The sequence below is a fragment of the Sphaerisporangium cinnabarinum genome (assembly GCF_055567015.1).
Genome location: NZ_JBVHRG010000004.1, coordinates 45,138 through 59,162, shown reverse-complemented (window position 1 = coordinate 59,162; position 14,025 = coordinate 45,138). Strand labels below are relative to the sequence as shown.

At 73.9% G+C, this 14,025-nt stretch carries 14 protein-coding genes; 3 read left to right on the top strand and 11 right to left on the bottom strand.

Translation table 11 applies throughout. The annotated features are described in order from the left end of the window. Positions 1-31: 31 nt before the first annotated feature. From ACZ4MO_RS07500 to ACZ4MO_RS07485, 4 genes are all read right to left on the bottom strand, one after another. Positions 32-2,854: an aconitate hydratase AcnA gene (locus ACZ4MO_RS07500; protein WP_175008639.1), complete on the bottom strand. Its 2,823-nt coding sequence runs from the start codon at positions 2,852-2,854 to the stop codon at positions 32-34. 210 nt (positions 2,855-3,064) lie between these two features. Next, positions 3,065-3,298 (bottom strand): hypothetical protein, encoded by a 234-nt coding sequence (locus ACZ4MO_RS07495; RefSeq protein ID WP_175008640.1) that lies wholly within the window; start codon positions 3,296-3,298, stop codon positions 3,065-3,067. 169 nt (positions 3,299-3,467) lie between these two features. Continuing rightward, the gene (locus ACZ4MO_RS07490) at positions 3,468-4,847 is read right to left on the bottom strand and encodes a TRAM domain-containing protein (protein ID WP_175008641.1); all 1,380 of its coding nucleotides are present in this window, start codon (positions 4,845-4,847) and stop codon (positions 3,468-3,470) included. Positions 4,848-4,971: 124 nt separating this feature from the next. Then, positions 4,972-6,975 carry an amino acid permease gene (locus ACZ4MO_RS07485; RefSeq protein WP_175008642.1) on the bottom strand — a complete coding sequence of 668 codons (2,004 nt, stop codon included), beginning with the start codon at positions 6,973-6,975 and terminating at the stop codon, positions 4,972-4,974. Between the two features lie 79 nt (positions 6,976-7,054). Here ACZ4MO_RS07485 and ACZ4MO_RS07480 point away from each other — a divergent pair, with 79 nt between their 5' ends. Both ACZ4MO_RS07480 and ACZ4MO_RS07475 read left to right on the top strand, forming a co-directional pair. Then, on the top strand, positions 7,055-7,723 hold the full coding sequence (locus tag ACZ4MO_RS07480; protein WP_286185643.1) for a potassium channel family protein: 669 nt from the start codon (positions 7,055-7,057) through the stop codon (positions 7,721-7,723). Then, entirely contained in the window at positions 7,723-8,451 is a 729-nt protein-coding gene (locus ACZ4MO_RS07475; RefSeq protein WP_074807155.1) for a potassium channel family protein, read from the top strand. Before ACZ4MO_RS07480 ends, ACZ4MO_RS07475 begins: the two co-directional genes overlap by 1 nt. 24 nt (positions 8,452-8,475) lie before the next feature. On the opposite strand, the gene ACZ4MO_RS07470 is transcribed toward ACZ4MO_RS07475, so the two are convergent. From ACZ4MO_RS07470 to dut, 4 genes are all read right to left on the bottom strand, one after another. Then, the gene (locus ACZ4MO_RS07470; protein WP_175008643.1) at positions 8,476-9,375 is read right to left on the bottom strand and encodes a DUF3159 domain-containing protein; all 900 of its coding nucleotides are present in this window, start codon (positions 9,373-9,375) and stop codon (positions 8,476-8,478) included. Between the two features lie 108 nt (positions 9,376-9,483). Then, positions 9,484-9,858: an OB-fold nucleic acid binding domain-containing protein gene (locus ACZ4MO_RS07465; RefSeq protein WP_034652381.1), complete on the bottom strand. Its 375-nt coding sequence runs from the start codon at positions 9,856-9,858 to the stop codon at positions 9,484-9,486. Position 9,859: 1 nt separating this feature from the next. Further along, positions 9,860-10,603: a DUF3710 domain-containing protein gene (locus ACZ4MO_RS07460; RefSeq protein WP_175008644.1), complete on the bottom strand. Its 744-nt coding sequence runs from the start codon at positions 10,601-10,603 to the stop codon at positions 9,860-9,862. Between the two features lie 106 nt (positions 10,604-10,709). Then, positions 10,710-11,141, bottom strand: a complete 432-nt coding sequence (dut, locus tag ACZ4MO_RS07455) for a dUTP diphosphatase (protein WP_499278742.1) — start codon at positions 11,139-11,141, stop codon at positions 10,710-10,712. Between the two features lie 117 nt (positions 11,142-11,258). On the opposite strand from dut, the gene ACZ4MO_RS07450 reads away from it, so the two are divergent. Further along, positions 11,259-11,774: a DUF3093 family protein gene (locus ACZ4MO_RS07450; protein ID WP_175008646.1), complete on the top strand. Its 516-nt coding sequence runs from the start codon at positions 11,259-11,261 to the stop codon at positions 11,772-11,774. A 77-nt stretch (positions 11,775-11,851) separates the two neighbouring features. On the opposite strand, the gene ACZ4MO_RS07445 is transcribed toward ACZ4MO_RS07450, so the two are convergent. From ACZ4MO_RS07445 to ACZ4MO_RS07435, 3 genes are all read right to left on the bottom strand, one after another. Beyond that, the gene (locus tag ACZ4MO_RS07445; RefSeq protein ID WP_021483601.1) at positions 11,852-12,151 is read right to left on the bottom strand and encodes a DUF4193 domain-containing protein; all 300 of its coding nucleotides are present in this window, start codon (positions 12,149-12,151) and stop codon (positions 11,852-11,854) included. A 277-nt stretch (positions 12,152-12,428) separates the two neighbouring features. Further along, on the bottom strand, positions 12,429-13,280 hold the full coding sequence (locus ACZ4MO_RS07440; protein WP_255181129.1) for an inositol monophosphatase family protein: 852 nt from the start codon (positions 13,278-13,280) through the stop codon (positions 12,429-12,431). Positions 13,281-13,283: 3 nt separating this feature from the next. Next, positions 13,284-13,937, bottom strand: coding sequence for a trimeric intracellular cation channel family protein (locus tag ACZ4MO_RS07435; RefSeq protein ID WP_074806054.1), 654 nt, complete (start codon positions 13,935-13,937; stop codon positions 13,284-13,286). Positions 13,938-14,025 lie beyond the last annotated feature (88 nt).

The following is a 14,025-nucleotide window of genomic DNA, read 5'->3' as shown; positions in this document are numbered from 1 at the left end:
GGGTGGGCGCGCCGTCGAGGTCGCGTCGTCGTCAGGCGCTGACGAGCGAGCGCAGCACGTACTGCAGGATGCCGCCGTTGCGGTAGTAGTCCGCCTCGCCCGGGGTGTCGATGCGCACGACGGCGTCGAACTCGACGCTCGTGCCGTCGGGCTTCGTGGCGGTGACCTTGACCGTCGACGGCGTGGTGCCGTCGTTGAGCGCGGTGATGCCCTCGATGTCGAAGGTCTCCGTGCCCGCGAGACCGAGCGACTCGGCGTTCTCGCCCGCCGGGAACTGCAGCGGGAGGACACCCATGCCGATGAGGTTCGAGCGGTGGATGCGCTCGAAGCTCTCCGTGATGACGGCCTTGACGCCCAGGAGCGCGGTGCCCTTGGCCGCCCAGTCGCGCGACGAGCCGGAGCCGTACTCCTTGCCACCGAGGATGACGAGCGGGGTGCCCTGCGCGGCGTAGTCCTGCGCGGCGTCGTAGATCGTGTCCTGCGCGTCCTTCACGAAGTTGAAGGTGTAGCCGCCCTCGACGTTGTCGAGGAGCTGGTTGCGCAGGCGGATGTTCGCGAACGTGCCACGGATCATGACCTCGTGGTTCCCGCGGCGCGAGCCGTAGGAGTTGAAGTCGCGGCGCGCGACGCCGTGCTCCGCGAGGTACTTGCCGGCCGGCGAGTCCACCTTGATGGCGCCGGCAGGGCTGATGTGGTCGGTCGTCACGGAGTCGCCGAGCTTCGCGAGCACGCGCGCGCCGGAGATGTCGGTGACGGGCGACGGCTCCATGCCCATGCCCTCGAAGTACGGGGGCTTGCGCACGTAGGTCGACTCGGCGTCCCACGCGAACGTGTCGCCCTCGGGCGTCTCGAGCGCGCGCCAGCGGTCGTCACCCGAGAAGACGTCCGCGTAGTCCTTCGTGAACATGTCGCGGTCGATCGACGCGTCGATCGTCGCCTGGACCTCCTCCGGGGAGGGCCAGATGTCCTGGAGGAAGACCGGCTCGCCGTGCGGGTCCGTGCCGAGGGGCTCGCGCTCGAAGTCGAAGTCCATCGTGCCGGCCAGCGCGTAGGCGATGACGAGGGGCGGCGACGCGAGGTAGTTCATCTTCACGTCAGGGTTGATGCGACCCTCGAAGTTGCGGTTGCCCGAGAGGACCGAGACGACCGAGAGGTCGTGCTCGTTGACCGTCGCCGAGATCTCGTCGGCGAGCGGGCCCGAGTTGCCGATGCACGTGGCGCAGCCGTAGCCGACCAGGTGGAAGCCGAGCTTCTCGAGGTACGGCCACAGGCCGGCCTTCTCGTAGTAGTTCGTCACGACCTGCGAGCCGGGCGCCATCGACGTCTTGACCCAGGGCTTCGACGCGAGGCCGCGGTCGACCGCCTTCTTCGCGAGCAGGGCCGCCGCGAGCATGACCGACGGGTTCGACGTGTTGGTGCACGACGTGATCGACGCGATGACGACGTGCCCGTGGTCGAGCTCGGTCGTCGTGCCGTCCTCGAGCGTGACCGGGACGACCTTGTGCGGGCGCTTCGCGCTGTCGGCGTGGCTCGGCGCGACCGGCTGGTCGGACGGGTCGTCGTGCGCGGCGGCGGCGATGGGGTCGGACGCCGGGAACGTCTCCTCGACCGACTCGTCGAGACCCGTGAACGGCGCAGCCTCCTGGGCGTCGACGTAGTCGAGGATCGCGGACGCGAACGACTCCTTCGCCTCGCCGAGCTCGATGCGGTCCTGCGGGCGCTTCGGGCCGGCGATCGAGGGGACGACCGTCGAGAGGTCGAGCTCGAGGTACTCGGAGAAGACGGGCTCGACGTAGCCGTCCGCCTCCGGGTCGAGCCACAGGCCCTGCTCCTTGGCGTACGCCTCGACGAGCGCGAGCTGCTCGTCGCTGCGGCCCGTGAGGCGCAGGTAGTCGATCGTCACGCCGTCGATCGGGAAGATCGCGGCGGTCGAGCCGAACTCGGGGCTCATGTTGCCGATGGTCGCGCGGTTCGCGAGCGGCACCTGGGCCACGCCCGCGCCGTAGAACTCGACGAACTTCCCGACGACGCCGTGCTGGCGCAGCATCTGGGTGATGGTGAGCACGACATCGGTCGCGGTCACGCCCGCCGGGATGGAGCCGTTGAGCTTGAAGCCCACGACGCGCGGGATGAGCATCGAGACGGGCTGGCCGAGCATGGCCGCCTCGGCCTCGATGCCGCCGACGCCCCAGCCGAGCACGCCGAGGCCGTTGACCATCGTCGTGTGCGAGTCGGTGCCGACGCACGTGTCCGGGTAGGCGCGCAGCACGCCGCCGACCTCACGGGTCATGACGGTGCGCGCGAGGTACTCGATGTTGACCTGGTGCACGATGCCGGTACCCGGCGGGACGACCTTGAAGTCGTCGAAGGCCGTCTGGCCCCAGCGCAGGAACTGGTAGCGCTCGTGGTTGCGCTGGTACTCGAACTCGACGTTGCGCTCGAACGCGTCCGAGCGGCCCGCGACGTCGATCTGGACCGAGTGGTCGATGACCATCTCGGCCGGCGCCAGCGGGTTGATGCGCGACGGGTCGCCGCCGAGCTCCGCGACGGCCTCGCGCATCGTCGCGAGGTCCACGACGCACGGCACACCGGTGAAGTCCTGCATGATCACGCGCGCCGGCGTGAACTGGATCTCGGTGTCCGGCTGCGCGGCCGGGTCCCAGGACGCGAGCGCACGGACGTGGTCCGCGGTGATGTTGGCGCCGTCCTCCGTGCGCAGGAGGTTCTCGGCGAGGATCTTCAGGCTGTACGGGAGGCGCTCGACACCCTCGACGGCGGAGAGGCGGAAGATCTCGTACGAGTTCTCACCGACCTCCAGCGTTCCCTTCGACCCGAACGTGTCGACGCTGCTCACTCGTAGCTCCTTCGTGGCGAGACGGTGGCACGGATGCCATGGTTCAGGGGGCTTCGCCCAGACTACGCCGGGCCGGTGCGCCGCTCCGGCCGCGTCCCGGAGGACGGTCGGGGCGGTGGCCGGCGGCTCGTCCACGACCCGCTGCGACCTGCACCGCGACCAGCATACCCCACATATCTTGACGTCAAGATATATGGGGTCGGCGACGGGTCAGAGGTCGCAGTCGCACAGGACGTTGAGCTCGACGACCCGCTCCCCCTCCTCGGGTCGCGCCCACGCCTCCGCCTCCGCGCGCGACGCGAAGCTCCGGCCCGCGAGCCGTCCGTTCGGCATCAGGACGCCGACGCCGACGACGTCCCGGACGTCGTCCGGGTCACCGGCGGTCCTGTCGTCGCTCGCCGCCGGGACGTCCGCCCGGGCCCCTGTCCCCGTCGTGCCCGTCATGCGCACACCACCGTCCCGTCGTCGCAGGGCTCTCCCCTCATCATGCGCCCTCCGCCGCCCGGACCGCGTCCACGCCCCCGCCCCCGCCCACGCACGATCAGCGCGGTCAGCGCGGTCAGCGCGGTCAGCGCGGTCAGCGCGGTCAGCGCGGTCAGCGCGGTCAGCGCGGTCAGCGCGTGAGGACGGCGACCGCCTCGAGGTGGTGCGTCATGGGGAAGAGGTCGAACGCGCGCAGCGACGTGAGCCCGTAGCCGTGCTCCGCGAGGTACGACACGTCGCGGGCGAGCGCGGCCGGGTCGCACGCGACGTAGACGACGCGCGAGGGCCGCCGGGCCGCCACGGCCTCGACGACGGCACGCCCGGCGCCGACGCGGGGCGGGTCGAGCACGACGACGTCCGCCCCGCTCCCGTCCTGCGCGAGCACCTGCTCGACCGGCCCGTGCCGCAGCTCGACCCGGTCGAGCCCGTGCGCGTTGCGCCGGGCGTCGCGCACGGCGCGCTCGTCGCCCTCGACGGCGAGGACCGTGCCGTCGTCGCCCACGGCTGCGGCGAGCGGTGACGTGAACAGCCCGGCCCCCGAGTAGAGGTCGAGCACCCGCGCCCCGCCGACGTCGCCGACCCCCTCCAGGACGGCCGCCGTCAGCGTCGCGGGTGCCTCCCGGTGGACCTGCCAGAACCCGTCGGCGGCGACCCGGTACGTGTGCTCCCGGTCGCCGAGCACGACCCGCTCGGTGACGCTGCGCCGCGCGTTGGGCCGGTGGTCGGGCCCCCCGCGCCAGGGCTCGCCGTCGACGAGCAGGACCGGCGCGGACCCGACGGGTGCGACGAGCTCGATCCGCGTGCCCGGGCGCCACGTGCGGGTGAAGACCTTCTCGTGCGCCGCGAGGTCGGCGACGTCCTCGCTCGCGAGCGGCATGGCGTCGAGCGGGAGGACGGTGTGCGAGCGGAAGCGGTGCATGCCGGCGCGGCCCCCGCCGTCGGCCACCAGGTCGACGCGCGTGCGGTACCCGAGGCCACCGCGATCGTCGTCGCCCGGCAGACCCTCGACCTCTACCTGAGGGTGAAGCTCGTCGAGATCGAGGCGTGCGAGCCGGCGCAGCTGCTCCGCCAGGACGTCGCGCTTCCACCGCCGCTGCGCACCCAGGGCGACGTGCGCGAGCTCACCGCCGCCCACGCCGCCCGGGCCCGCCTCGGGCCAGACGGACGGCACCCGGTCGGGCGACGCCTCGAGCACCTCGACCGCGTCGGCACGCCAGAACTTGGCCGCGTCGCCGCCCTCGGTGACGCGGGCGCGCACACGCTCCCCCGGCAGCGCGTGCCGCACGAAGACGACCCGGCCCTCGTGGCGGGCCACGCAGTGGCCGCCGTGCGCGACGGGACCGACCTCGAGCTCGACCTCGACCTCAGGTCGAGGGAGCGTGCGCGGCGACTGCCGGTTCTGGCGCCCCTGGCGTCGGCCACCGCGTCGCGGCGCGCGCTCGGGACGTCCCACGGCGGGGTCGGACGGACGGTCGGAGGGCACGGCGGGACCACGCGAGGAGGACGGCATGCCCCCAGTATCCCGGACGCTCCCCCGTCCGCGTCCCGAGCGCGGTCGCCCGTCCCGGTCCGGGCGCACGACGGCCCGGCCCCGAGTCGGGGCCGGGCCGTCCGCGCACGCCGTGCCGGCGGGATCAGTAGCCCGTGAAGCGCTGGCGGAAGCCCTCGCCCTCGAGCCCCGTCTGCCCCTCCGTCGAGGAGAGCTGCCACGGCACCGACGCCACGACGACGCCCGGCGTGAAGAGGAGGCGGCCCTTGAGGCGCAGCGCGCTCTGGTTGTGCAGCAGCTGCTCCCACCAGTGCCCGACGACGTACTCCGGGATGTACACGACCACCAGGTCGCGCGGGGACTCACGACGCACGGACCGCACGTACGACAGCACGGGCCGCGTGATCTCGCGGAACGGCGAGTCCAGCACGCGCAGCGGCACCGGGAGGTCGAGCGCCTCCCACTGCCGCATCAGGTCCTCCACGTCCTCGGCGTCCACGCCGACGGTGACGGCCTCCAGGACCGACGGCCGCGAGGCCCGCGCGTACGCGAGCGCGCGCATCGTCGGGCGGTGGATCTTCGAGACGAGCACGATCGCGTGCACGCGGCTCGGCAGCGCGCGGGCGGCTGCGGCGTCGTCGCCGAGCGCGAGCTCGTCGCGCACCGTGTCGTAGTGCTTGCGGATCGACTTCATGAGCACGAAGACGATCGCCATCGCCAGGATCGCGATCCACGCGCCGTGCGTGAACTTCGTGAGGAGCACGATGACGAGCACCGTGCCGGTCATGCCGAGGCCCACGGTGTTCACGACGCGCGAGCGGCGCATGCGGGACCGCTCGCGCGGCTGGTGCTCGGTGCGCAGCGCGCGGGTCCAGTGCCGCACCATGCCCAGCTGGGACAGCGTGAAGGAGACGAACACGCCCACGATGTAGAGCTGGATCAGGCGCGTCACCTCGGCGTCGAAGGCCCAGATGAGCACGATCGCCGCGACCGCGAGCGTGATGATCCCGTTCGAGAACGCGAGGCGGTCGCCGCGCGTGTGGAGCTGACGCGGGAGGTAGCCGTCCTTGGCGAGGATCGAGCCGAGCACCGGGAACCCGTTGAACGCGGTGTTGGCCGCCAGCACGAGGATGAGTCCTGTCACGGCCGACACGACGTAGAACAGGATCGGGGCGCCGCTGAACACCGTCTCCGCGAGCTGCCCGATCACGGGGTGCTGCACGTAGTCGACCGGGAGCGGCTCGCCGTCGAGCGAGAGCTGCGCGTGCGGGTCCTCCGCGTAGTGCACGCCCGTCGCGCGGGCGAGGAAGAGGATCGAGAGCATCATCGCCGCCGAGATGCCGCCCAGCAGGGCGAGCGTCGTGGCGGCGTTGCGCGACTTGGGCTTGCGGAACGCGGGGACGCCGTTGCTGATGGCCTCGACGCCCGTGAGGGCGGCGCACCCGGACGCGAACGCACGCGCCACGAGGAAGGCGCCCGCGATGCCCATGAGCCCCTGGTCGAACCCGCTCTCCGCGGTGAGCTCGAACTCCGCGCTCTCGGCCGGGCCGAGGTTGCCGGTGACGTACTGGAAGAAGCCGACGACCGCCGTCGTGCCGATCGCGAGCATGAAGAGGTAGACGGGGATCGCGAAGAAGGTGCCGGACTCCTTCACCCCGCGCAGGTTGACGAGCGTGAGCACCACGACGAGCCCGATCGCGAACGCCGCCTCGTGGTCCCGCAGCGCGGGGATCGCGCTCGCGGCGTACTGCGCGCCCGAGGAGATCGAGACCGCGACCGTGAGCACGTAGTCGACCATGAGGGCCGACGCGACGCCGACGCCCGCCGTGGGGCCGAGGTTGACCGTCGCGACCTCGTAGTCGCCGCCGCCCGACGGGTACGCGCGCACGTTCTGGCGGTAGGACGCGACGACCGTCAGCAGCACGACCACGACCGCGAGGCCGACCCACGGCGAGATCATCGTCGCGCTGAGACCGGCGAGGGCGAGCGTCAGGAGGATCTCGTCCGGGGCGTACGCGACGGACGAGAGCGCGTCGGACGCGAAGACGGGCAGCGCGACGCGCTTGGGGAGCAGCGTGTGCCCCAGGTGCTCGGAACGGACAGGCCGCCCGAGCAGCAGCCGCTTCGCGGCATCAGCGATCTCCGACACGAGGACACATGCTATGCCCGACGGCGCCCGGTCGCGCTGGTGCGCGCCCACGGGCTCCGCGGGCGGTAGCGTTCGGTGCGTGCACTTCGTGATCATGGGCTGCGGGCGCGTCGGTGCGACGCTCGCCCAGTCCCTCGAGTCGAGCGGCCACTCGGTCGCCGTCGTCGACCAGAACCCCGACGCGTTCCGGCGCCTGCCCGCGGAGTTCACGGGCAAGAAGGTGACCGGCGTCGGGTTCGACCGCGACACGCTCGTGCAGGCCGGCATCGAGGACGCCTACGCGTTCGCCGCCGTCTCGGACGGCGACAACTCGAACATCCTGTCCGCGCGCGTGGTCCGCGAGACGTTCGGCGTCGAGAAGGTCGTCGCCCGCATCTACGACCCGCAGCGCGCCGAGATCTACCAGCGGCTCGGCATCCCGACCGTGGCGACCGTGCGCTGGACCTCGGACCAGGTGCTGCGCCGCATGCTCCCGTTCGGTGCGACCGACGAGTACCGCGACCCGTCCGGGCGCGTGCGGCTCGCCCAGGTCGACTTCCACCCCGGCTGGATCGGCCGCACCGTCCGCGCCATCGAGGACGCGACCGAGGCGCGCGTCGCGTTCGTCAGCCGCTTCGGCGACGGCGTCCTCGTCACCGACCGCACCGTCCTGCAGGAGAACGACGTGCTGCACGTGCTCATGGACGACGAGCGGGCCGCCGTCGTCGAACGCCGGCTCACCCACGCACCGAAGGTCGAGGCCGAGTGATGCGCGTCGTCATCGCCGGAGCGGGCTCCGTCGGCCGCTCGATCGCCCGCGAGCTCCTCAGCCACGACCACGAGGTCATGCTCGTCGACAAGCAGCCCGCGGCGATGCGCGTGGCGCAGGTCGCGGAGGCCGACTGGCTCCTCGCCGACGCGTGCGAGCTGTCGTCGCTCGCCGAGGCGAAGGTCGACGAGTGCGACGTCATCGTGGCCGCGACGGGCGACGACAAGGTGAACCTCGTCGTGTCGCTCCTCGCCAAGACCGAGTTCGGCGTGCCGCGCACGGTCGCGCGCGTCAACAACCCGAAGAACGAGTGGATGTTCGACGAGTCGTGGGGCGTCGACGTCGCGGTGTCCACACCGCGCATCATGACGGCGATGGTCGAGGAGGCCGTCGCCGTGGGCGACCTCGTGCGCATCTTCACGTTCCACCAGTCGGGCGCCGACATCCTCGAGGTGACGCTGCCGCCGTCGTCGCCGCTCCTCGGTCACCGGGTCGGCGAGGTGCGCTGGCCGGCGGACACCGTGCTCGCCGCGATCGTGCGCGGCACGCGCCCGATCGCGCCGAGCGCCGACGACACGCTCGAGGTCGGGGACGAGCTCCTGCTCGTCACGGGGAACGAGGCGGACGAGGGCGCGCTGGCCCGGCTGCTCGCCGGGGAGGCCGAGGACGGCCCGACGGCGCCGGACGCGCCCGTCGAGCCTCCCGAGCTCGGCGGCGACCTGCTCTGAGGGCGCGCCGCGCGCGCCCCGCGGCTATGCCGCGGGCCGCGGACCGGCGGTCGCCGGGCGGCGCACCAGGATCCACGTGAGCCACAGCACGAGGGCCCACAGCGGGATCCCCATGACGAGGCGCGCGGTACCGAGCCAGCCGACGTCGCCGTCGAGGTACAGCGGCACCTGGACCGCGAGACGCGCCCCGAAGAGCCCGATCCACAGCCACGTCGCGGCGGTGTAGCGGCGCACGAGCGCGCGGTCCGACCGCCACGCCCGCGCCCAGCGCGCGAACGCGCCGGGCTCTCCCGCGCCCCCGGCGGCCCGCTCGGCGGGCTGCTCCGCGGGAGCGTCCGCGCTCGCGCGCGGGTCACCGTCGGCCGCGGCCGCGCCGCCCGACGCCGTCCCCACGCCGAAGCCGCTGCGGAAGCCCTCGACGACGAGCCCGACGAGCGGCCAGCGGACCACGACGGACACGAGGAGCGCGACGAGGTACGCGGCGTTGGTCCACAGGCCCCACGCGAAGTAGTCCTGCGCCTCCCCCGAGCGCCACGCCCACAGGACGCCGATGCCCACGCCCAGGAGACCGCCGAACGCCTGCGTCACGGGCGTGCGCTGGACGAGGCGCGCCGCGACGGCCACGAGGGCCGCCGCCACGGACGTCACGAGCGCCCAGCGCAGGTTCGTCGTCGCGACGTAGACGACGACGAACACCAGCCCCGGCGCGACGGACTCCACGAGCCCGCGCACGCCGCCGATCGCGTCGGCCACCGAGAAGTCCTCGCCCGCGAGCGCGCGCACGCCGCGAGCGCGGCCGTCCTCGGGCGCCGCGACGTCGTCGACCACCGTCTCCACCACCTCGGCGTCGTGCGCCACGGGAGCGCGCTCCGGGTCGGGGCGCCCGCCCGCGGGGCCGCCGGTCGCGTCGCTGCTGCTCGTCATGTCGTGGCGTCCTCGGGGGCTCGGGTGGGCGGCGCCGGCGGGAGGGCCGGCGCGGCCGGGTCGGGTGCGCAGGATCGTACGGCACGGCCGTGCACGACGGCCGCGCGGTCACTCCCCCGGCTTGGCCAGCAGCTCGTAGCGCGGGTTGAAGATGGTGCGGCGACCGTCGACGTCGCACACGAGGCCCTCGACGAGCGCACGGCGCCCGGGCTCGATGCCCGCGATCCGGCGGCGCCCGAGCCAGACGAGGTCGACGACCCCGGACCCGTCGAAGAGCTCGACCTCGACGGTCGGCACGCCCTCGCGCGGGCGGAGCACGACGGACCGCAGGACGCCGGAGATCTTCGCGCGGCGGCGGTTGGGCAGCTCGGCCACGGCACGGCAGCCCTTCTGCCGGGCCGCCTCGGTGCGCTCCTCGTCGGCCGCGAGCTCCTCCTGGGAGGCGAGCGCGGTGCGCCAGGCGTCACGCAGGGTGGGGACCATGTCAGCGGATCTCCGTGATCTCCGGCCCACGGGTCAGCGGGTCGAACGACGGCGTCTCGGGGGCGCCGGCCGGGGTCGGGGCCGGGGCGGCGTCGGGGCCCTTGCCCGGCAGGTGCAGGGTGAGCAGGTCGCGCGGCGGGCGCGGGTTCTGGTCGCGCACGACGACGATGTTGGCGAACACCGACTCCAGCAGGCGCGCCTCGGCCGGGTCGACCGCCGCCTTGCCCGTGAGCACGCCGCGCAGGAACCAGCGCGGGCCGTCGACCCCCACGAAGCGCGCGGGCCGGACGCCCGGGCGGCCGTCCGGCGTCTGCGCGGGGATGCGCGCGAGCAGCTCGCGCCCGAACGGGCCGGGCAGGTCGTCGACCGTGCCGCCCTGCTTGGTGACGGACGCCGCGATCTCGCCGCGGATCTCGTCCCAGATGCCCTCGGTGCGTGGTGCGGCGAACGCCTGCACCTGGAGCCCGGAGCCGCCGACCGCGCACGCCACGCCCGTGATGCGCTGCGTCTTCTTGTCGACCTCCATGCGCAGCTCCATGCCCGGCACGCCGGGGAGCCACACCGCGCCGAGGTCGAGGCGCGGGCCGCGCTCGGGCACCTGGGAGGAGTCGTAGGGGCCGCGCGCGGGGGCCTCGGCGGCCGCCTCCGGGGCGGGCGCGCCGTCGCCGGCCTGCTCGGACGTCGTGCCCGACGGCTCGGACGACTCGGCCGGCTCGGACGACCTGGAGCGACGGAACAGACCCACGGACGAACTCCTTCACCTGCCCGGCACTCGGCCGGGTCTCCTCACGGGACGCTCGTCCCGCACTGATTCCACACTAGCCCGCGCAGCGGCGGTCGGGGTGCGCCGGTCAGGGTGCGGGCGTCCACCCGCCGCTCGACCCGAACCCGCCCTCGCCGCGGTGCGACCCGGGCAGGCGCTCGGCCTGCACGAACCGCGCCCGCTCGACCTTCTGGACGACGAGCTGGGCGACCCGGTCCCCGCGCCGCAGGACGACGGGCTCGCGCACGTCGGTGTTGAGCAGCGTCACCTTGATCTCGCCGCGGTACCCGGCGTCCACGGTCCCCGGCGCGTTGACGACCGTGAGCCCGTGCTTCGCCGCGAGACCCGAGCGCGGGTGCACGAACGCCGCGTAGCCGTCGGGCAGCGCGATCGACACGCCCGTCGGGACCACGGCCCGCTCCCCCGGCGCCAGCTCGACGTCGACGGTCGTCACGAGGTCCGCGCCCGCGTCGCCCGGGTGGGCGTAGGCGGGCAGGGGGACGTCGTCGAGGAGCGTGATGAGGACGTCGACGTCGCCGGTCGAGGGCTGCTGGTGGTTCGGCACCCGCAGAGCCTAGTGCGCGCGGAGCGCCGCGAGCACGTCGGCCACGGTACGAGGTGCTGGGATGATGGACCCATGACCGACGCCGCCGACCGCAGCACCCCGTCCCCGACCCGCGGACCCGCCGGGACCTCCGGCGCCGCGAGCACGGCCTCGTACCGCGAGCGCCTCGTCCCGGGCGTGGGCGGCTGGGCCGCGGCGCTCGGCTTCGCCCTCGTCCTCGGGATCGCCCTGTGGCCGGCGAGCCACGCCATCGCGCTCGGCGTCGGCGGCCTGGCCGCCGTCGCGGGCGTCGTCGCGCTGTGGTGGACGTCGCCGGTCGTCGAGGTCGCCGACGGCGAGCTCCGGGCGGGGCGGGCCCACGTCCCGGCGTCCCTGCTCGGCCAGGTGACGACCCTCGACGCCGACGCGATGCGCGTCCAGCTCGGCCCCCGCCTCGACGCGCGCGCGTACGTGTGCCTGCGCGCCTGGGCGCGCACCGGGGTCCACGTGGTGCTCGAGGACCCGCAGGACCCGACGCCGTACTGGCTCGTCTCGACCCGGCACCCGCAGAACCTGGCCGACGCGGTCCGCGCCGCGCACGCCGCCTGAGCGCAGGCCCCGCGAACGCCGACGGCCGCCGCCCGGGGGGGGGGGGGCGGCGGCCGTCGGCCGTGGTGCGCGGCGGGTCAGGCAGCGCACTCCGAGCAGATCTGCTGGCCGTTCTTCTCGTAGGCGAGCTGGCTGCGGTGGTGCACGAGGAAACAGCTCGCGCACGTGAACTCGTCCGCCTGACGAGGAAGGACCCGGACGGAGAGCTCCTCGCCGGACAGGTCGGCACCGGGCAGCTCGAAGCCTTCGGCCGCCTCGGTCTCGTCCTCGTCAACGACGCCCGAGCTCTTGTCGGAGCGACGAGCCTGGAGCTCCTGGAGCGAGTCCTCGCTGAGCTCCTCTTCACTCTTGCGGGGGGCGTCGTAGTCTGTTGCCATCTGTGGGGTCACTCTCCGGAATATCGTCGATCGCGACTGTGCGCGTCCGGACCACCGGCGACGGCCGGTCGTGCCGGGCGGCACGGGTGCGGGGTGCGGGGGCACCCCGTGACGTGACGTGCCCCGAGGGGGTTCGTGGCACTGCACGCTCATCAATGCGCGGCGCACCGGAATTGTTCCCGGTGGGCCCCCGGATTCTGCACCATTTCCCTGAGGGATGCACCCTGTGTCGCGGCACGCGACCGGGTGTCGTTGGTCACGGGTGCGCGGTGCCGCCTCAGGAGTCGGAGTCGGCGCCCGCGTCCTCGAGGATCCGGACCAGGCGCGCGACCGCCTCGGGCGGTCCCGCGACCGTCATCTCGCGGTCCGCGGCCCGGCCCCGCAGGCCCGTCACGCGCGCCCCGGCCTCGTGCGCGACGAGCGCTCCCGCGGCCATGTCCCACGGGTTGAGGCCGCGCTCGTAGTAGAGGTCGAGCTCGCCCGTGGCGACGAGGCACAGGTCGATCGCAGCCGAGCCGAGCCGACGGATGTCGCGGACCTGCGGCAGCACGTCGAGCAGCACGCGGGCCTGCGCGCGACGGCGGTCGGCGTCGTACCCGAAGCCGGTGCCGACGAGGCACTGGCCGAGGTCGGTCTCGGCGTTGACGTGCACGGGGCGGCCGTCGAGCGTCGCGCCGGCGCCCAGCCCCGCCGTCCACGTGCGGTCGTCGACGACCGAGTGCACCGCCCCGGCGAGCACGGTCCACTCCAGCGGGTCGGGCGGACCGACCACCGCGGCGACCGACACCGCGTACGACGCGACGCCGTATAGGTAGTTCACGGTCCCGTCGACGGGGTCGATCACCCAGGTGACTCCGGACGTCCCGGCCGAGGCGCCCTCCTCCTCGCCGAGGATCGCGTCGTCGGGGCGGGCGGCCGCGATGCCGCGGCGCAGCAGCGCCTCGGAGTCGGCATCCATCCGCGTCACGACGTCGGTCGCGGTCGACTTCGTCGCGGCCACCTCGACGCGGTCGGGGCGGCCGGAGCGGACCAGCTCGCCGGCCTCGCGCGCGAGGCGCTCGGCCAGGTCGCGCAGGTCGGCCACGGTGACGTCGTCGGGCTGCCGGGGGTCGTCGATGAAGAGGCGCACGGCTCACATCCTGCCCGACCCGCGGCGTGCCCGGCGACCCTCCCACGGGCCGGGCGCGGACCAGCCGAGGCGGAGCGAGACGAGGCGGAAGCCGAACACGAGCGCGAGCACCGCCGCCTGCGAGAACGGGCCGAGCATGCCCGCCTCGGCGAGCGCCGCCGTGAGCGCGGCGCCCGCGAGCGCCGGGATGGCGTACAGCTGCTTGTCCTGGAACAGCAGCGGCACCTCGTTGGTCAGCAGGTCCCGCAGGATGCCGCCCCCCACCCCGGTCAGCACCCCGGCGAAGACCGCCGCGAGCGGGCCGACGCCGTACTCGAGCGCCTTCATGGTGCCGGACAGCACGAAGAGGGCGAGGGCGCCGGCGTCGAGCACGATGATGCTGCGCCGCAGCTGCTCGAGCCGCGGGTGCCAGAAGAACGTGACGACGCCGGCGAGGGCTGCGACCGCCACGAGCCGCCAGTCGGAGATCCCGACGGGCGGGATCGCCCCGATGAGGACGTCGCGCAGGAGCCCGCCGCCCAGGCCGGCGGCCCAGGCGAGCACGAGGACGCCGACGAGGTCGAACCGCTTGCGCACCGCGGCGAGCCCGCCGGAGAGCGCCGCGAAGAACACGCCGGCGAGCTCGAGGGCGTCGCCGGGGACGAGGTCGAGGATCACCTCCGCATCATCCCAGCCGCGGCCCGCTGGGGCCGGGCCGGGGCCGGGTGGGACCGGTGCGAATGGGCGGCGCACCGCGCGTGCTGCG

Bases quoted from the DNA above. Each gene is read 5' to 3' on its own strand.
- ACZ4MO_RS07495 (WP_175008640.1), bottom strand. From the start codon at position 3,298: ATGACGGGCACGACGGGGACAGGGGCCCGGGCGGACGTCCCGGCGGCG.
- ACZ4MO_RS07490 (WP_175008641.1), bottom strand. From the start codon at position 4,847: ATGCCGTCCTCCTCGCGTGGTCCCGCCGTGCCCTCCGACCGTCCGTCC.
- ACZ4MO_RS07475 (WP_074807155.1), top strand. From the start codon at position 7,723: ATGCGCGTCGTCATCGCCGGAGCGGGCTCCGTCGGCCGCTCGATCGCC.
- ACZ4MO_RS07470 (WP_175008643.1), bottom strand. From the start codon at position 9,375: ATGACGAGCAGCAGCGACGCGACCGGCGGCCCCGCGGGCGGGCGCCCC.
- ACZ4MO_RS07465 (WP_034652381.1), bottom strand. From the start codon at position 9,858: ATGGTCCCCACCCTGCGTGACGCCTGGCGCACCGCGCTCGCCTCCCAG.
- ACZ4MO_RS07450 (WP_175008646.1), top strand. From the start codon at position 11,259: ATGACCGACGCCGCCGACCGCAGCACCCCGTCCCCGACCCGCGGACCC.
- ACZ4MO_RS07445 (WP_021483601.1), bottom strand. From the start codon at position 12,151: ATGGCAACAGACTACGACGCCCCCCGCAAGAGTGAAGAGGAGCTCAGC.